This is a genomic window from Staphylococcus sp. HMSC072H03, assembly GCF_001809305.1.
GTDB classification, from domain to species: Bacteria; Bacillota; Bacilli; order Staphylococcales; family Staphylococcaceae; genus Staphylococcus; species Staphylococcus hominis.
Genome location: NZ_KV796883.1, coordinates 78,119 through 97,033, shown reverse-complemented (window position 1 = coordinate 97,033; position 18,915 = coordinate 78,119). Strand labels below are relative to the sequence as shown.

Below are 18,915 nucleotides of genomic sequence, written 5' to 3'. Positions count from 1 at the left end.
TTTAAATACTATTACCCTTCTTATTCTATCGCCAAACCTGCAGCTTTTTAAAACCGATATTAGTTGTTCTCTGTAGACGAACTAGAGCTTGTATTATTACTTGATTGTTCACTATTTGAGTCACTACTTTGTTCTTCAGTACTACTAGAACTTTCATTTGATAAATTCGTTTGACTTGAGTTATCCTTTTTGGATTTTTCAGTTTCTTGTTTAACTGATTCTTTGGCAACAGAACTATCTACTTCTTTTTGTAACTTTTCTCGTTGCGCATTGAGCTTTTCTTTTTGTTTCTCTAGATTATTTTTTTCATTTTTTAAATCTTTATTTTCTTTTTCTAGCTGTTTAATATCATTTTCTAAAGATACTTTTTCTTCACTTTTACCACATGCTGACAATATTAAAGTCGCTAATAGTAAAAGTACAATCCACTTCTTCATATATTTCTCCTTTAAATATATATCAATAACACTTATTTTAACATGAAATATGGCATGATTCATTTTATTATTTTAAGTCTTTTCGCATTTTAACATGAGTTATATCATATCCTTGTTCACGATTGATATGAATCATTTGTTCATTATTCGCATCCACTGTGCTTTCGATAGAATGTGCATCTTTTTCTATCGCCCATTGTTCTAATGCCAATTTTAAATTAGTAGCTATCCCACTGTTTCGACAATGAGGGTGTGTATATAACATTTCAATCGTTACCACTTTCGTACTCGTTTCAAAATGACCCCAAATGAAAGCAGAAGGTTCTCTAAAATCATGTTTTGACTCAATAACATAAATAATATCTTGGTTCATGTTTAATCTTCTCTCAATCATTTCTTGTCTTAAAGCTATAGAGAGCGTTGTAGCATGATAATTTAATCCACTTTTTTCTAAGTAATATTCATGAATACTTGCAATATTCTCAATTAATTGATCATCAGTAATTGAAAGACTTCTCATTTTATATTCTTCCTATTTATACATTATATTCTTTACATAACTATGATATGATTATTCATATTTAATATATAATAATCAACTTTTAAAACTTTTAAACATTTTTATTTTTAAGGGGATAATAAATGAAATCGACTGCAACATTAGCCCGCGAAAACAACGTGAAATCCATGCGTTTAAATAATACGGATCGAGAAATCTTTGAAAACTATATGACTTATATTAGATCAGATTTACGTGTAAATCCGCATGATAGTGAACTCATGCTCAATCGTATTTTGAAGGAGTTACTTGCCGCAGAAAATGATGGAACTTTAGCTCTTGAATTTTTCGATCATGACCCAAAAGCACACGCTAAAAAACAACTTAAATCCCTACCAAATGAAACATTTAAAAATATTGTTAAATCTATTTTTAGAAATTTTATCTTTTTAATGGGTATATTCTTTTTCTTTAAGGGGTTTATCGGTTTTTTTGTTCCTGATAATCATAATGAAGTATATTTATATACCTTTCCTATTACGCTCATCATTGGTTTAACTATTATATTTCTCTTTATTTTAGTCGTTTTTAAAACTGTTCAATTACAGTGTTTTAATAATTCGCATTGGATTTGGTGGTTTAATTACTGTATTATTGCATTACTAGTAGTAGCACTATTTTATGTATTTTTTATTCCACAGTCATTTTTAGCATATGGACCTAGTATTCAAATTAATAATTGGGCATTTATTATCATTTCTATAATTATTACACCTATTGCTTTCTATATAGAACATCATTTTGTTGATGAAGATTCAAATACTGTGTTATAAAAATATGAAATAAGAGCCTAGAACATTATTCTCAAAAACATAACAACTCTTTGAGCTACATATAAATTAAATAATTATAAAAAAGACCCTTTTTCTATTATTTCAATAGAAAAAGTGGTCTTTTTCATTTGTCGAAGGATTTAAAGTCCCAGACTTTTATTTTCATACATAATCATTTCTTTTAATTATTGTATATTCATAGTTGAGGATGTAAACTTTTGATCTTTAGTGAACAATATTAAAATCATACCAATAAAAATAGATAAGGCAGAAACATAAAAAACGTTTTCTAATCCAACCCAATGACTCATTACGCCACCTAATAAATTTCCACATAATTGTCCTATTACCATTGCATTAGCAAATAAAGTCGACGCATAACCAGGAAAGTCAGGTAGTATATCTTGGAAATAACTAATACCCAGTCCTAATAAAATCGCTAAATAAAATGCTAAAAATACTTGTCCTATCATCATCATATATATATTTTCAAATATACCAATACTAAAATAAAATAGACCACCACTTATGGCTCCTAGTATAAGCAAAGTGCGTGTAGATAATTTGGATGCTAAAATCCCTAATATAACCATAAAAGGCACCTCTAAGCCAGCACATAAACTTGCTAAAGTACCTACATAACCTTCTCGTTCTTTCAAATATTCTGTAACGAATAATGGCATATTCATTGTATACATCCACTGACCAATATGTAGAAGTATAAAAGCAATAAATGGAATAAATAAAGCTTTATCTTTTAACATATTAGGTGCAGTTATTTCAATACTAGCAGTATCTTTAACTTGTTCGTTTATAGTCAGATTTAAATCTTTATAAAAGAATATTTGTAACAACAGTGTAAATAATAAAATGATAACTGTGCCGCCAAATAGCCCTGCGTAGCCCATAAATTGAATGAGATATGCACCAATGAGTGGACCAAATAAAAAGCCAAAAGAGAACATTGATCTTAAGACAGTATTAGCAAATTTTGCATTATTTCTGGATGAAGACGCATTAATAGATTCTCTAGCGGATGCATATAATTGGGGCATTGCAGGTGCGAATAATCCTTGAAATATCGCATATACTATAATAAATAGCCATATATGATGGATGTAAAAATATATAGAAAAACTAAGTGCTCCCATAAATAGTGCACAAATAATAAGTATTTTCCGATTAAGATGATGTGTATCTGAAAATCTAGCAACAATCGCATTTACAGTAAATTGACTGACTGCAGCCAAAGCTAAAAGAACACCAAACTGATTTGTCGACATTCCTAGTTCATTTGTTGCGAATAAAACAAAGTATGGCACTGTAATGGCAATACCCATTCCTAAGAGCATCATATTAATAAGAAATAATTTATAGTTTTTAATATGCAATAGTGCTGAAAACATATATTATACCTCTATTCTTCTTTTAAATTGCAATATTGATTAACTATTATTTAGTAAAATTAAGCATTAAAGAAACAAAAGCATCAACTTGTGGTAGTTGCAATATACTACTATCATAACTCATATACGTTGAGCGGATTAACGGAAGACCATCAATGTTGACTTTTTCAAATTCAAATACGTGATGATCAATATTCTTCATCATTATTTCTGGAAGAATAGTTACTCCTACACCACTTATTAGCATTTCTTTACATGTTGCCACTTGATCTACTGTAATGGTAGCATGATAATCTTGTCCAAATTTTTCACTATACCAATGATTAATTTGATTGATATATATTGGATCTGCTTGAAATTCAATAAATGGTAACTTTGACACATCTTCATGACGTTCTTTTGGATAAATAAAATAATGTTCATCATCAAATAAATGGATATTTTTTAAATTCATTACTTTATTCCCTCTGGTAATTAAAAGGTGATAATCTCTATGATTAGATCTAATTTGCTCTGTTGAACCCACTTGAACTTGTATTTCTACATTAGGAAATTGTGTATTATACAAACTCAATACACGGGGCAATATTGTTTGTCCAATTAAAGATGAACATCCTATAGATATGGTTCCATTTACTTCCCCTATATGTGCTTGTATTTTATCGAAAAACATTTTTTCTCGATTCAACATATCACGTGCATGTTCGATAATCATTGCACCTTCTGTAGTAGTAATTAATTGTTTTTTAGTACGAATAAATATTTCTACTCCAAACGCATGTTCAATTGCTTTTAAGCGTTGCGTGACTGCTGGTTGTGATATATATAAAATTTCAGCAGCTTTTCTTAACGTTTTCGTCTCATCTAATGTAATTAGTAATTGATAATCTTCAATTTTCATAGCTTCCCCCTTATGTTTATCCACGAATACGGCTATGATGGTAAATAAAATTGATACTATTTCATTATTGTTTTAGTATTAAAGAAATATAATTACGCTTTCTTATGCTTATTTAATTTACCTATCATCTTTTTATAACAATGCATAATTCGATGATGTATCTCTGCAAAATTGTCCTCAATCTCAATCATCAATTGATGAGCGATAATATAGGCTTCATGGTATTGTTTCTTCGTAATTTGTCCATTTTTCAAAGCTAGTTCTAAATCATGTTCATCTACTAACTCATATTCACCAGTGGATGGTAAAACCAACACATCTAAAAATAAATCTAATGTTCTCGCGTTCCCTTTTTGAGTAATATTTTTAATGTTAATATCAAAATAGTACTCTAATGGATTCCCCTTATCATCAAACATTGCAGTAATACTATAGCGTTTTTTTTCTGGCAAAATTTGTAGCCATTTATAGTTATTATCTACTACAACTACATTTTGATCGACCACCGTCACCTCTAAAGGCTCACGCACCTTTTTCATCGTGACCAAGCCAATAATACCTTTAAACCTATTATTATTTACCTTAACTTCTATGTAATCACGTTCAATTAGGCGACGCCAGTGACGTTTATCTATGTATTTAATTTTCATAAAGCCACCAACTCCTTGTCATTATTATATTAAACTAAGTAAACCATGTCATCTTATGCCATGCTTTATTACTTTTAGCATATAAATTTATTAATTTTTCAATTTCATTTTACTACAACTATTAAATTTTTAGGTAAAATTGACAAAAACACTAAGATTTGATAGTTTTATTCTATATTATCTGAAAATTCTAAATAAAAGGAGCGTTTTATATATGACAGTTAGACCTTTTCGAGCAGATCACGTGGGAAGTTTATTACGTCCTAAACGCCTAAAAGAAGCGAGATTTAAGTTTAATAATAACGAATTATCTTTAGAAGAATTAACACGTATTGAAGATGAAGAAATCGAACGTATTATTGAAAAACAAATTGAGATTGGTTTACATAGCATTACAGATGGAGAATTTCGTAGAAGTTGGTGGCACTTTGATTTTCTAGAGAATATTAATGGCGTATAAGGATATACTCCTGACCACGGATTAGAATTTGAAGGTGTAGAAACACGTGCACATAATGTGAGAATTGTGGACAAAGTATCATTTAATTCAAATCATCCACACTTTGAACACTTTAAGTTTTTATATAAAAAAGTGGCTGGTCGCGCAACTGCTAAAGTATCAATACCTAGTCCAAATCAATTATTCCACCCTAATATTTTAAATGAAACGATTTACCCTAATATAGAAGATTTTGCAAATGATATTGCCAAAGTTTATCATGAAACGCTACAAGCATTTTATGACTTAGGAGCGCGCTATATTCAATTAGATGACGTATACTGGGCTGGTTTAACTGACGGTACTCAAAAAGTGAGAGGTCGTCAACGTTCTGAAGATGAAAAACTAAAAGCACGTGATTTGGCCTATAAAGTGATTAATAAAGCGATCGAAGGACTGCCAAATGATTTAATTCTGACTACTCATATTTGTCGTGGTAACTATAAATCAACTTGGGCAATTTCTGGAGGATATGAAGCCATCGCCCCTTACCTATTTAAAGAAAATTTAAATGGTTTCTTTTTAGAGTATGATGATGAACGTTCAGGTGATTTCGAACCGCTTCGTTTCTTTAATGACAATGCTTATGCAGTTTTAGGACTTATCACCTCTAAAACAGGTGAATTGGAAAATAAAGACACAATTAAAAAAAGAATTAAAGAAGCAGAACAATATGTAAATATTGACCATATCTGTATTAGTCCACAATGTGGTTTTGCTTCTACAGAAGAAGGGAATGCTCTAACTGAACAAGAGCAATGGAACAAATTAGCTTATGTTGTAGAATTAGCTAATGAACTTTTTGGTACTGCTGAATAGAAGCATGTCAGCAATGGTGTCCTCTATCTCTTTTTAAAAAAGACACTTCATTCATGTAGTTATACTTAACTAGATGAATGAAGTGTCTAATTATTAATACTCAATGTTTTTCAATGCATATTTTTGAATCATTCGGCGATATTGTGGATATACTTCTATCAACTCATCTTGTGTGAATAATTCAAAATACTTAAATTCAAATGCAGGTTGACACATACAGCCTACTAAACTATAACCTTCCGAATGAGGTACACTCGAAGCAAAAATGGTTCCTTTGGGAACAACATATTGTAGCACTTCTCCATGGTCTACATTTGGACCTAACAAGACACTACGATACTGGCCATCTTCAGTTAACATATGTATCTCTAGTGATACACCAGCATGATAATACCATACTTCATCAGCATCTATACGATGAAAATGCGAGATATCATCTGCTTTTAATAAGAAAAGTATACTACTAAAAGATGCCCTTTCTTCTTTCTTTATACCCTCTGGTCGAATAGTTTCTTTATAATATCCACCTTCTGGATGAGATTCCAAGTCTAACGATTGTATCCAAAACGAAGCCGTGTATTTCATTATTTTAAGTCCACATTATGGAAAACATTTTGAACATCTTCTAAATCTTCAAGTGCATCAATAAGTTTTTCAAGTGTTGCTTGATCATCTGCTGAAAGTTCAATGTCAGTCTGAGGTAACATTTCAAACTCTGCAATTTTAAAGTCTTCTACACCTGATTGACGTAGTGCATCTTGTACTTGTGCAAATTGATCAGGTTCTGCATACACAATCGTCAAGCCATCTTCTTCAATAACGTCTCTTACATCTACATCTTGTTCCATCAATGTTTCTAGGACGTCATCGGCAGATTTCCCTTCGATACCAAACGTTGCAGTATGGTCAAACATATAAGCTACTGAACCAGATACACCCATATTACCACCATTTTTTCCAAATGCTGCTCTAACATCTGATGCTGTACGATTCACGTTATTAGTTAAGGCATCTACAATAATCATGGAGCCACTTGGACCAAATCCTTCATAACGTAGATGGTCATAATTTTCATCTCCACCACCTTTAGCTTTATCAATGGCTCTATCTATAATATGATTTGGAACAGAATATGTTTTTGCTCTTTCTAGCACAAGTCTTAATGCTTGATTTGATTCAGGATCTGGCTCCCCTGATTTAGCCGCTACATAAATTTCTTTACCAAATTTTGCATATATTCTACTAGTATTTTTATCTTTTTGGGCTTTTTTTTCTTTAATATTATTCCATTTACGTCCCATATTGTCATCTCGCTTTCTTACTCAATACTACTTATTATATAGTATTAATAATTTATTGTCTAAATTGAAAAAATGTTACTTCTTTAAAAAAAATAAAATACTGACAAAGCATCCCCCTGTCAGTACTCTCCCAATTCATTTAGTTAATTACTTAAAAATCTTTCTACATCATTAAATAAAGCATTAAATTGATCAATATTAGATTTGTTCATATAGATAAAAATTTTACGTTCATCTTCTGTTGATCGAACCTTACTTAATTTCTCTTTTTCTATTAGTCTGCGTATAGAAACAAGTAATTTTGTTCTACTTAATTCTAGTTCTTCAATTGCAACTTTTAAGAATGTTTGCATTAAAATTTGATCGTCTGCTGTGTATTCATAAGCTAATTTTAATAAAGCTAAATCATTTAAGGTTAGTTTGTATTCTTTGTCTATATATTCAGACAACGCTTTATATTGTTTATAGATTTTCAGCAAGCGATTTAATTCATCGTTACTCAAGCATTTGCACCTCCAATAAAAGCGAACAATTCAACATATATTATCCTTTAATTTTGGAGTTCTGTCTTTTGCATTTGTTTTGAATTTTTTGTTAAATTTACCAACAAACTCAAATATTGTTGTGCAAAACTTTTTTGAGATGAAATTTATTATTTATATATCTCAATTATATAAAGCCCGTTATAATCAAGTTTAATTTGTAATGCCTCTTTATTAAAGTCATGTTCTCTAATTTTAAAAGAAGAATGTAATAAACGATTTACTTTCTTCAAGAATGTTTTAGACCATTGATAACGATTACGTATGTCTTCAGTAATAATATGATTAATATTGCCATTATAATCATCAATCTTTTGAATTTTTATAAGATGATTTTTATTTGTCTTATGTTTAAAATCTACATATATATCAGTTTTTTCATAATTAGCATTTCGTGATTCACTTTCTAGAACACGCCAATCATATATAAATAGTATGAATTTATTTTCTTTTTCAATCACTATATAGTGATCTTTAATGTATTTTGGTTCCTGACTAAGCGTCATGATATATGCCATCATTGTCCCTAATATTGTTTTAAAACCTTTTTCATCAAAAAGATGTAAAGCATTAAATTGATGACTATCCTGTCTAAAATTGAAACCAATACCATCAAAGTGTTGAGCTGATTTAATGTTTGTTTCTACAATTAACGGGGCACTACTATTTAAGTCATTATATTCACTATTTAAAAACGCATGATTTTCAACGTTTAAAAATATGATTCTTTGATTTTCTAAATCAATGTGATTTAAAATTTCACGTATATTTTGATATCGTAATATATTCTTTACTAATAAACGATTATTATCTTCTATTAAATAGGGTTGATTTAGTTTTGAATTATCAATAAACAGAAATTGGAAATTCACTCTTTTAATTTGCGATTCTAAAGTTTTAAACAAAACTGGATTATTTAGCAAGTTACTAATTTCTAATCCAAAAGAAAACCGATTTGTTTTATGTTGTATTTTTAATATCATACGATAAATGGCTTTTAAATCAATCTTTTCTAAATCAAAAACAATCCCTAATTCGTGATTTACATCTACTTCAACTTGGTTTATTTCAAGATAATCTAATACATTTTCATATGTCATTTCAAGGAAGTCAATTAGATTTAAATCCTCAAGTTTAAAACTTATATTTAGATTTTTTCTAATAATATATTCAAATATTCGCTGAAGTTCTTTAACAGTGAAGTGTTCTTTTATTTCTTTCATATCCGCTCTTACATAAATCATTAATGACGGACTCTCGTCAAGATAATCGATATATTTCTCTAAAAATAACAGTTTTATTTCTTCAATCGTATTGATCTGTACTACACATTGATAAGGTTTAATAAACGTATCTAATTTTGAATCGATATATATTTTATGTTCTGTTTTCTTTTGATAATAATATTGTTGTGACTGAATCATATCTCTTATATTTTGTAAACTATCATCAATATGAGTTTCATAATCCATAAAAATCATTTTTTCATATTTATTACACGATCTATATTCATTTGGTGTCATTCCCATATAACTTTTGAACGTTTTAGAATAACTTGATGCATTACTAAACCCTACTTTTTCACTAATTAAACTAATCGTATCGTTTGTTTTCAATAATAATTCAAATGAATTTGCAATCTTCAAAGTGTCTACATAAGTTTTAAAACTAATATTTAACAACTGTGTAAATTGTGATGATAAATTAGATTTAGATGTAAATAGATTAGATGAAACGTCTTTTAATGTTAATTTCTTTTCAATATTTTCGTTAATATAGTCTAATACTTCACTTAACTCCCCATAATAAGCATAATTATATTGATCATTAGCAATATCTATTTCAACACTACCTTGTCTTCCAATAATTTGAACAATGTCAACTATGTATTTGTTATCTTCTGAAACAGATTTATGATTAATATGATTCATTGTTATCTGTAATAATGCTTTTTTTATTGCATTAATAGATTTAACTAAATTAATTGAATATTTATAATCAAAGAAATTAAATCCTTCTTCTTTAAACCAATCACTTGCAATATAAATCATTATTGTTTTCTCATTCTTATTAATTGAAAAAATATCTTTATTGTTTATAACGTAGATATCGTTATTAATCGTCACTTTTTTGGCAAAATGTTGAATTTCTAATGAACCTTTTATTGGGAACAGCAATATGATACCATCTTGACAACGTGTCATTTGATATTCATGCTTAGTAAGTACGTGAAAATACCCATTAGACATATACTAACCTCTTTCTAATCTTGGTAGTCCTTCTTTTAATGTGTTTATATAAAAATGCTAATTTATAAGTGTTTAAATGTAAATCTATCACAACATTAATACTAAATCAAAAATACGTATAAAATTAAATTAAGTTTAATTTTATATTAAATACATTTCATAATTATTTAAAAAAGATGCTCTATAATTGCCTTCTTACTTTAATAAAATAAACAGCTTTAGACTACTCTTTATTTAAAATGTTTTGAAAACAATGTGAGAACATCTTTTCTAAATATTCAACTTATTATAAATATGAATGTCTAGTTTTTAAAGCGATTTGCTAAATTCAATATATCTTTGATGATATTTAATAAATTAAGAAATAAATTAAAACCCATTTCTCTTGGCGTAAATCTACCATGTTTCATACGATTAAAATCAAATAATGTATATAGTAAAAACAAGACTAAACTAACCATTGTAATAACGATATGGAATATTGAATTACGAATAAATAAGCCAACTAGACTAGCAATAATAAGCGCAATTAATGTTACAAATAAATATTTACCTAAGCTAGAAGCATCATTAATGACAAAATACCCCAATATTCCAAATACAATGAACGCTATAATGGCTAACAATATATTTTTATAAAAAACGTCTGCGCCTAAATTTTGCATATACATTGAAAATGTTGCATACGATAATAAGCCAATAATAATAGCATAGATATGCGAAATAATAAGACCATATTTACGTGCTCTTTTAATAAATAACGTCGCTAATACAATAACAAATAATGTGATTGATAAAGGACGTCGCCATTCTACAGGCAAATATTGACCTAAATAACAGCCAATCCCAAAAATAAGCCAATAATATGTAAAAAATAGCCAAACTTTACGATATGCATGGTTTTGTTGAGTATTATCTTTTGAACGTGCGTTTTGATGTTGATGATTTACTAAATTTGAAGAACTCGGCATCTTATACTCCTCTTTTAAATAGTATCTTACATTAATTGTACAATATTTGTTGAGAATAAAAAAATAGTATAATTTATTTACTTTTAAGTAGGTATCTTATCAAGAAAATACAAAAATTATTACAAGTTTAAATCATTAAAAACAATTCAACTTACCTCTTACACGATACGTCCTTGCTTCAATTTTACTGTAAGAAATATTACAAATTTCTTTTTAAAGCAATTTAATTTTATCTAAATAAAACTGTTAAAAACTACTGTATCAAGGGTTTTTATCTATTTACAAAAAATCGTATTACTTTTAATCATATTACAAGATAATAACAATCCACATATTCTTATATTTTTTTGATAGTATATGCATGTGATATAAAAAGGTAAATTATACAAATTTAACAATATTAAATTCTAAAAATAAATTTTAAAATTCAAGGAGGGTACGTAGTTTGAAAAAGTTAGCTTTTACGTTATCTATTGCGTCAGGAGCTGTAGCATTTTTCTCTCATCATGCTGAAGCATCAACACAACATACTGTTCAACCTGGAGATTCTTTATGGAGTATTGCAAACAAATACAATACCACTATTGATGAGCTTAAACGAAATAATCAATTAAATGGTAATTTAATTTTTCCAGGACAAGTACTAACTATTAATGGATCGTCAACTACAACATCTACTACATCAAGTAGTTTATCAAGTAAGTCTTCTACTACTTATACTGTTCAATCTGGTGATTCACTTTCTCGTATCGCTAATAAATATGGAACTTCAGTTACTAACTTAATGAATGCAAATAATTTGAAAAATTATTTAATTTACCCTGGTCAAGTATTAAAAATTCCAAGTAGTTCGAGTACTACAAACTCATCATCTACTAATGCTTCACCAACCTTTAACCATCAAAATTTATACACTGCTGGGCAATGTACATGGTATGTGTTTAATCGTCGCGCCCAAGCTGGATTACCCATTAGTACATATTGGTCTGATGCTAAGTATTGGACTTATAATGCTGCCTCAGATGGTTATATTGTTAATCATACTCCTACTGTTGGAGCAATTATGCAATCGACTGCTGGGTATTATGGCCATGTAGCATACGTGGAGCGTGTGAATCCAGATGGTAGTATTCTAATTTCAGAAATGAATTATACATATGGCCCTTATAACACAGATACTCGTGTGATTCCTGCTTCATTAGTTTCTAACTATAACTATATTCATTAATATGATTCAAACCACAAAATAAGCTTGAGACATAAACATGTCTCAAGCTTATTTTGTGGTTATTTTACCTTAAAGAAAAATATTTAAAATCCAAAATATAATTGCTGCTAAAATAGCAGAAATTGGCAATGTAATAATCCATGTAATAATCATACGTTGAGCTGTATTCCACTTTACACCTTTTGCACGATTTGATGCACCTACACCTAAAATTGATGACGATACAACATGTGTTGTAGATAATGGAAAGTGTAATGATGAAGCAACGAAAATCGTTAATGCTGAAGATAAATCAGCAGCCGCCCCATTAGCAGGTCGTATTTTCATTATATTTCCGCCTACTGTTTTAATAATTTTCCAACCACCAATTGCAGTTCCTAGACCCATTGCTGTGGCACAAGCAATTTTAACCCATAATACTGGTTCCACATTCGATGGATCTTGTAAATTCGCTACAATCAAAGCAAGAGTAATAATACCCATTGATTTTTGAGCATCATTTGTACCATGTGAAAACGATTGAAGCGCTGCAGTAAACATTTGGAAAAAGCGGAAATTACGATTTGCTCTCGTAAGATTCGCATTTTTAAAAATAATTTTAACAATTGTATACATGATAAAACCAACACAAAATGCGATAATTGGTGAAATAATTAATACAATGATAATCTTAGTAAAACCTTGGTAATGTAATACTGTAAACCCCTGTGCAGCTATTGCAGCTCCAGCAATAGCGCCGATTAAGGCATGAGATGAAGAACTTGGTATACCATATAACCAAGTAACCAAATTCCAAACAATAGCAGCGATAATAGCCGCTAATACTACTACTAGACCATTTTGTAATTTAAATGGATCTACGATATCTTTAGTAATTGTTCCAGCTACCCCTGTAAAAGTAAGTGCACCTATAAAGTTCATAATTGCCGCTAGAAGAATAGCTGTTCTTGGTGTCAATGCACGTGTAGAAACCGCAGTAGCAATTGCATTTGCTGTATCATGAAAGCCATTGATAAAGTCAAAGACTAAAGAAAATGCAACGATAGCTATAGTGATGACTAATACATATTCCATAATTTAAAACTCCCTTAGCTATTTTTCATGATAATTGTTTCAAAGTTGTTAGCAACAGCTTGACATTTATCAGCGATATTTTCTAAGCTTTCGTAAATATCTTTAATTTTAATTAAAGTGATTGGATCGGTTTCACTATTAAAGATATGTTTAATTGATTGTCTTAATATACCATCACAATTTGTTTCAAATTCTTTAATATTAATTGAATGAATTCTCATGTGAGATAATTTTTTATCAACAAGTAAACCAACTGCTAATTTCATTTCAGCGACAGCTTTTTGAATATTGTCAACAAATTCAGCCATATATTCATCAGTATATTCAATTGAATACATTTCAAACATTCCAGATGTTTCTTCCATTGCATCAAGTACATCATCGATTGCATTACACAATGATAGAATGTCTTCTCGTTCAATAGGAGTGATAAATGTTTGATTTAAGTCGCTAATGACTTTGTGCATAAGTTCGTCACCATGTGACTCGTACGTTTTAATGTTATCAGAATAAGCTTTTAAATCTAAATGGGTATTAAAATCCATTTTTCCGAATTCTACAGCTGCACGGTCCAAATTAAATACCATTTCTTCTAATTGAACCATAAACTTATCCTTTTTCTTAGTGAACATTATAATGCCTCCATTTTAGCGATTGCTATCAATCACACGTTTATTATTTAATTTAAGACAATTTAAAAATGAGCTACATTTACAATAGCTTATTTTAAAACATTATTTAGAAAGCTTTTGTAAAATTTATGTAAATATAATGTTATACCAGTTACGATACACTTCTACTTAACGCCTAAGTTGTCTCTAATTGAAAATATCATAAATTTTTCATCTCTACAATAAATTTACAAATTCTTTACAAACTCGAAATATTCTCTCTTAAATTGAGTGATTGATCGTTCGCTTAGAATGATTATAAGCAATAAATGCAAACATACTATATACGATTGTATAAATAATCATAACGATAAAAATGGACGTTTGATTTGTGAATCCTATAAATTTCATAAATACAAGTGCTGCAAAATATGCATGAAGTAAAGCAATAGCTAAAGGTAGTCCAAAGTTAAACGCCACTTTCAATTTTAGACCTCTATCCATATCTTTTTGAGTAAAACCTAATTTACGTAATATTGAATAATTTTCTAATTCATCTTCAGTTTCATCAATTTGTTTAATATAGATAATACATCCAGTTGCTATAAGAAATGCAATACCTAAAAAAGAACTTATAAATAATAAAATTCCTGTTAAACTTGAAATTTCGCTTGCTATCTGACTTCTAGTTTTTAAATTCTGATTCATGTGATTGATAGTCTTTTCTAATCTAGGTATATCTTTTGTATGTTTTAAATCAAAACCATGTTGAGAAATGATGTCCTTATTTTTAACATGTTGTTTTATAAATTGATAATCCTCGTTATTAAGCACGAGTGTCGGTCCACCTAAATCTATACTCTCTTTAAAATAAACTTTATGAATCACTTTTCGCAGTTGAACTTTAGTATGATGTCGTTTCGTACCAATCAGTGTTGTCCCGTGTGGTCGATGTTTAGTTAATTCAGGAATAACATCTTCTGGGATAATTAAATCTGCTTGTCCTTTTTTCAAAGAAACATTTGAAAAGTAATCTTCACTTGTTACAGTCACCGAATAAGGTCTAGCTGCATTTACATCAAATAGATAATCTTTATATAAATGCGTGTACACTACTTGCTTATAATTATAGTTATATGCAATATGCTGTTGCTCTAATTGATATTTTAACTTTTCAGACAAGATGTCGTTGTTCGTTGTTACTTCATAAGGTGATTCTAATGAAATTTCTTTACTTAAAGATCCTCGACTAATTGCTGCAAAACATAGGACCGATACGGTAATAGCAGAAATAATAGAAATGATTGTTAAAGAGAAAGCATTCTTTCTAATCCTAAACATTAATGAAGAAGTGAAAATAACATCATTTACAGTTACATTTCCACTTTTAAATGATTTAATTATTTTTAATATAAGAGACACTGAACTTCTGAAAAAGAAATAAGCTCCGATCACAGTTAAAAATAAAATAATAAAAGGTAATACGATATCATCTAATAATTCAACAAATCGTGTGGATAAATAATATCCTGCCAAAATGAAAACAATACCTAAAATTCCTAGAATAATTTCTCCAAATGTAATATGTTTACCTGTTTCATCTATATATTCTTCAGACTCCATTAATTGCGTAACAGAATATTTATTTAAGAAAATGATAGCTTGAAGAATAATTAAAATATATGCAATGATTAAAATAAATAAGGTTTGAATTATAGCGTCTACACTAAAAACAAGCGAAACCGAGGTATGTATACCTAATAATTTCAATATAATCATAAGTAAAATTTTAGACCCAACAATCCCTATTATCACACCTAAAACTGCAGTGATTAAGAAAATAAACAATTGTTCTAACATAAACATATAAATAATACTTACTTTATTTAACCCCATAATCTGTAATAGTCCCAATTCGTAACTTCGTCTTTTAATAAAAAGAATATTGGTATACATAATAAAGACAACGATGATTATAAATAGAAAATAACTTCCTATTTTAGAACCCTCTCTAATCATAGATAAAGACTCATGTATATGGAGATGATGAACATATTTAATCGTAATAAAACTAAAATATAAAACGGTACTAATGACTAATGAAAACATATAAATAGCATAGTGCTTGATATTTCTTAGGAAATTTCTCCAAATAATATAGCTAAAACTCATAAATCTTGCCACCTAATATACTTTGGGCTCTTAATATTTCTTCATAAAATAATTGTTTATTATCTTGTCCTTGATAAATTTCAGTAAATATTAAGCCATCTTTCAACATTACAACACGATTAGAAAAACTTGCTGCAAGTGGATCGTGTGTAACCATAATAATAGTTACATCATAGATTTTATTTATTTTTTCAAAACGTGTGAGTAAATCCCTAGTGTTCTTAGAGTCTAAAGCGCCTGTTGGTTCATCCGCAAAAATGATTTTAGGATATGTAATAAATGCACGCGCTGCAGATGTTCGTTGACGTTGTCCCCCTGAAATTTCAGACGGATATTTGTCACTAATATCATATATATTAAGCGCTTCAGTAATTTGTCTATAACGTTTATTCATTTCTTCCTTATTTAATTTAAGTACTGATAAAGGCAACATAATATTTTCTTTTACAGTAAGTGTGTGTAATAAATTATATTCTTGAAAAATAAATCCAATATCTTTTTTTCTAATTTCTGATAGTTCCTTATTTGATAACTTTTCCAATTGTTTTCCATTTAGTATTACAGATCCTTGTGATAAATAATCAATTGAACTTAAAACATTAAGTAATGTTGTTTTACCAGATCCAGAAGGTCCCATAATTGAAACAAACTCTCCAGTTTCAATATTTAAATCAATGCCTCTTAACACTTCTTGTATCGTTTGTTTTGTCCCATATGTTTTAACAATTTGCTTTGCTTGTAATATTGTCAATTTAGAATGTCCCTCACTATCATATATTTTAACGATTGAATGATATAGATGAACCTGAGACGTCACTATAAAGTCCCAGGTTTCACTCAATGTTCTACTCACTTATTACACTAAAATGATATTTCCATAAGCTTAATTTATGTATTTACTTTAAATATTATATAAGTTTTAGTCCAAACTTTTTATAGTAAAGTCCAATATCTCCTTGCGATAAAGCGAACAATTGCACTTATATACTATTTTAACAACGTCTTTATGATAGACTTAATTTCTCTTGTGACATTCTTTCTATGACTTCGTTTTGCATAGGGAACGTTAAAATAAATGTTGTTCCTTCACCCACCGTCGACTCGACCTCTACTTCAATACCTAATGGATGTCTTACACTTTCTACTAAGTATAAACCAATTCCAGAAGAAGTTGTTTCATTACGATTTGCGGTAGAAGTATAGCCTCTTTCAAAAATACGTGGTAAATCTTTAGCACTAATCCCACGCCCATAATCAGTAATTTCTAAAGCGATATGGTCTTTTTTAGCAAACGACCGAATCACAATATCTTTTCCTTGAGAATATTTCAAAGAATTAGATAAAATCTGTCTAATCATCATGCGACACCATTTTACATCTGTAAATACTTCTGGATTCGTGTCAAATTCTAATTCATAGCCAATACCTTTAACTTGACTGATATGCCGCGTAAGTTGAATTTCTTCGATCACTAAACGTTTTAATGGTACTTTTTCGAAATACATATCTCTATTTTTAGATTCAAGACGTGTTAAATAAAGTTGCTTATCTAATAATTCATTCACTCTTGACCATTCATAAAGTAAGGCTTTCTTACGTTCCATATCTTCAACTTGATCAATTAATAATTTCATTGCTGTAACAGGTGTTTTAATATCGTGAACAAATTCAGTTAACGATTGTTCAGACGCTTGTATATGAATTTGTTGTTCAGTAGCTCTTTCTTTTTGAAACAATAATTTACGATATAAATAGTCCACCATTTCCTGTTGAAATGGATTCTCAGCTAATTCTTTATGTTTAATTTCTTCGATTTCCTTATTATTATAAAAATGTTGATATAATTTTACTTCTCTTAAAAAAGTAAAAATAAGAAATATACAAGTTAAACCTATATTTAATAAGACAATGTACGCTACACTTTCAATTGCCATATCATAGTCTATATATGCCATCCCTAAAAACACAAACTGCAAAAATATAATCCAAAATATCCAATTACTTCGTGTTTTAAGAAATAGCCAAAACCATTTCACATTACTCATGTGCCATATATCCTTTACCTACTTTTGTTTCAATTTCTGTTTCCATATCGATCTCAGATAATTTTTTTCGTAATCGATTTACATTGACTGTTAATGTGTTATCACTCACAAACGCTTCATCATCCCATAACGCTGTAATTAATGTATCTCTAGTCACAATTTGATTTTGTTTTTGAATTAACATTTCTAAAATAATCATTTCAGTTTTAGATAAATAAATGATTTTATCGCCTTTTTGAATACTATCTTTTGAAAGATCTACTAGTGCATCTTGCCAATTTAATGTACGTCTTTCTTCTGCGCCAAATTGATATACGCGTCGATAAATTGCTTGTAACTTCGCAATTAGTACGTTGGTATGAAAAGGCTTTTGCATATAATCATCTGCACCTAATTCCATACTCATCACTTGATCCATAGGATTATCACGTGACGATAAAAATAAAATAGGCACATTAGATACTTGTCTAATTTGACGACACCAATAGAATCCGTCATATTTAGGTAATTGCACATCCATTATAACGATTTCTGGTTGAACATTATGATATGTTTCCATTACGTTACTAAAATCATTGACACCATAAACAAAAAAATCCCAATTTTCTAATTCTTTCTTTAGTTGTTGAAAAAGCGTCTGATCATCTTCTACTAATAATATTTGCATGTGTTTTCATC

General features: G+C 29.1%; 18 protein-coding genes and 1 pseudogene. 3 read left to right on the top strand and 16 right to left on the bottom strand.

Annotated features, from left to right (window positions below; genetic code table 11):
• Window positions 1–59: 59 nt before the first annotated feature.
• Together HMPREF2578_RS06470 and HMPREF2578_RS06465 are read right to left on the bottom strand one after the other, a co-directional pair.
• A complete protein-coding gene (locus HMPREF2578_RS06470; protein ID WP_017175983.1) occupies window positions 60–437 on the bottom strand; it encodes an SA0632 family lipoprotein in 378 nt (125 codons plus the stop codon).
• 67 nt (window positions 438–504) lie between these two features.
• Window positions 505–957 carry a GNAT family N-acetyltransferase gene (locus tag HMPREF2578_RS06465; RefSeq protein WP_019834911.1) on the bottom strand — a complete coding sequence of 151 codons (453 nt, stop codon included), beginning with the start codon at window positions 955–957 and terminating at the stop codon, window positions 505–507.
• A gap of 122 nt (window positions 958–1,079) precedes the next feature.
• Between HMPREF2578_RS06465 and HMPREF2578_RS06460 the strand changes: the two genes are divergently transcribed.
• Entirely contained in the window at window positions 1,080–1,769 is a 690-nt protein-coding gene (locus HMPREF2578_RS06460) for a DUF1129 family protein (RefSeq protein WP_017175985.1), read from the top strand.
• Window positions 1,770–1,954: 185 nt separating this feature from the next.
• On the opposite strand, the gene HMPREF2578_RS06455 is transcribed toward HMPREF2578_RS06460, so the two are convergent.
• The 3 genes from HMPREF2578_RS06455 to HMPREF2578_RS06445 form a co-directional block, all read right to left on the bottom strand.
• Window positions 1,955–3,175: a sugar efflux transporter gene (locus HMPREF2578_RS06455; protein ID WP_017175986.1), complete on the bottom strand. Its 1,221-nt coding sequence runs from the start codon at window positions 3,173–3,175 to the stop codon at window positions 1,955–1,957.
• 46 nt (window positions 3,176–3,221) lie between these two features.
• Window positions 3,222–4,076 (bottom strand): LysR family transcriptional regulator, encoded by an 855-nt coding sequence (locus tag HMPREF2578_RS06450; protein ID WP_017175987.1) that lies wholly within the window; start codon window positions 4,074–4,076, stop codon window positions 3,222–3,224.
• Between the two features lie 92 nt (window positions 4,077–4,168).
• Window positions 4,169–4,726, bottom strand: coding sequence for a ribonuclease FAU-1 family protein (locus HMPREF2578_RS06445; protein ID WP_017175988.1), 558 nt, complete (start codon window positions 4,724–4,726; stop codon window positions 4,169–4,171).
• A gap of 214 nt (window positions 4,727–4,940) precedes the next feature.
• Between HMPREF2578_RS06445 and HMPREF2578_RS06440 the strand changes: the two are divergent.
• A pseudogene (locus HMPREF2578_RS06440) lies at window positions 4,941–6,044 on the top strand (5-methyltetrahydropteroyltriglutamate--homocysteine S-methyltransferase).
• 93 nt (window positions 6,045–6,137) lie between these two features.
• On the opposite strand, the gene HMPREF2578_RS06435 reads toward HMPREF2578_RS06440, so the two are convergent.
• The 5 genes from HMPREF2578_RS06435 to HMPREF2578_RS06415 form a co-directional block, all read right to left on the bottom strand.
• Window positions 6,138–6,629 carry a cupin domain-containing protein gene (locus HMPREF2578_RS06435; RefSeq protein WP_017175991.1) on the bottom strand — a complete coding sequence of 164 codons (492 nt, stop codon included), beginning with the start codon at window positions 6,627–6,629 and terminating at the stop codon, window positions 6,138–6,140.
• Window positions 6,629–7,345 (bottom strand): YebC/PmpR family DNA-binding transcriptional regulator, encoded by a 717-nt coding sequence (locus HMPREF2578_RS06430; protein WP_017175992.1) that lies wholly within the window; start codon window positions 7,343–7,345, stop codon window positions 6,629–6,631. The genes HMPREF2578_RS06435 and HMPREF2578_RS06430 overlap by 1 nt, the downstream gene beginning before the upstream one ends.
• 143 nt (window positions 7,346–7,488) lie before the next feature.
• Window positions 7,489–7,848 (bottom strand): transcriptional regulator, SarA/Rot family, encoded by a 360-nt coding sequence (locus tag HMPREF2578_RS06425; RefSeq protein WP_070436490.1) that lies wholly within the window; start codon window positions 7,846–7,848, stop codon window positions 7,489–7,491.
• Between the two features lie 149 nt (window positions 7,849–7,997).
• The gene (locus HMPREF2578_RS06420) at window positions 7,998–10,136 is read right to left on the bottom strand and encodes a helix-turn-helix transcriptional regulator (protein WP_070508324.1); all 2,139 of its coding nucleotides are present in this window, start codon (window positions 10,134–10,136) and stop codon (window positions 7,998–8,000) included.
• Between the two features lie 302 nt (window positions 10,137–10,438).
• A complete protein-coding gene (locus tag HMPREF2578_RS06415) occupies window positions 10,439–11,107 on the bottom strand; it encodes a Bax inhibitor-1/YccA family protein (RefSeq protein ID WP_017175995.1) in 669 nt (222 codons plus the stop codon).
• Between the two features lie 445 nt (window positions 11,108–11,552).
• Here HMPREF2578_RS06415 and HMPREF2578_RS06410 point away from each other — a divergent pair, with 445 nt between their 5' ends.
• The gene (locus HMPREF2578_RS06410) at window positions 11,553–12,335 is read left to right on the top strand and encodes a CHAP domain-containing protein (protein ID WP_017175996.1); all 783 of its coding nucleotides are present in this window, start codon (window positions 11,553–11,555) and stop codon (window positions 12,333–12,335) included.
• A 69-nt stretch (window positions 12,336–12,404) separates the two neighbouring features.
• On the opposite strand, the gene HMPREF2578_RS06405 is transcribed toward HMPREF2578_RS06410, so the two are convergent.
• The 6 genes from HMPREF2578_RS06405 to graR all read right to left on the bottom strand — a co-directional run bounded on the left by HMPREF2578_RS06405 (window position 12,405) and on the right by graR (window position 18,904).
• Window positions 12,405–13,409, bottom strand: a complete 1,005-nt coding sequence (locus tag HMPREF2578_RS06405) for an inorganic phosphate transporter (RefSeq protein WP_017175997.1) — start codon at window positions 13,407–13,409, stop codon at window positions 12,405–12,407.
• 14 nt (window positions 13,410–13,423) lie between these two features.
• Window positions 13,424–14,041, bottom strand: coding sequence for a DUF47 domain-containing protein (locus tag HMPREF2578_RS06400; RefSeq protein ID WP_002449132.1), 618 nt, complete (start codon window positions 14,039–14,041; stop codon window positions 13,424–13,426).
• 261 nt (window positions 14,042–14,302) lie between these two features.
• Window positions 14,303–16,192, bottom strand: coding sequence for an FtsX-like permease family protein (locus tag HMPREF2578_RS06395; RefSeq protein WP_017175998.1), 1,890 nt, complete (start codon window positions 16,190–16,192; stop codon window positions 14,303–14,305).
• Window positions 16,182–16,943: an ABC transporter ATP-binding protein gene (locus HMPREF2578_RS06390; protein ID WP_017175999.1), complete on the bottom strand. Its 762-nt coding sequence runs from the start codon at window positions 16,941–16,943 to the stop codon at window positions 16,182–16,184. The genes HMPREF2578_RS06395 and HMPREF2578_RS06390 overlap by 11 nt, the downstream gene beginning before the upstream one ends.
• 253 nt (window positions 16,944–17,196) lie before the next feature.
• On the bottom strand, window positions 17,197–18,237 hold the full coding sequence (locus HMPREF2578_RS06385; protein WP_048683078.1) for a sensor histidine kinase: 1,041 nt from the start codon (window positions 18,235–18,237) through the stop codon (window positions 17,197–17,199).
• Entirely contained in the window at window positions 18,230–18,904 is a 675-nt protein-coding gene (gene graR, locus HMPREF2578_RS06380) for a response regulator transcription factor GraR/ApsR (protein WP_017176001.1), read from the bottom strand. Before graR ends, HMPREF2578_RS06385 begins: the two co-directional genes overlap by 8 nt.
• Window positions 18,905–18,915 lie beyond the last annotated feature (11 nt).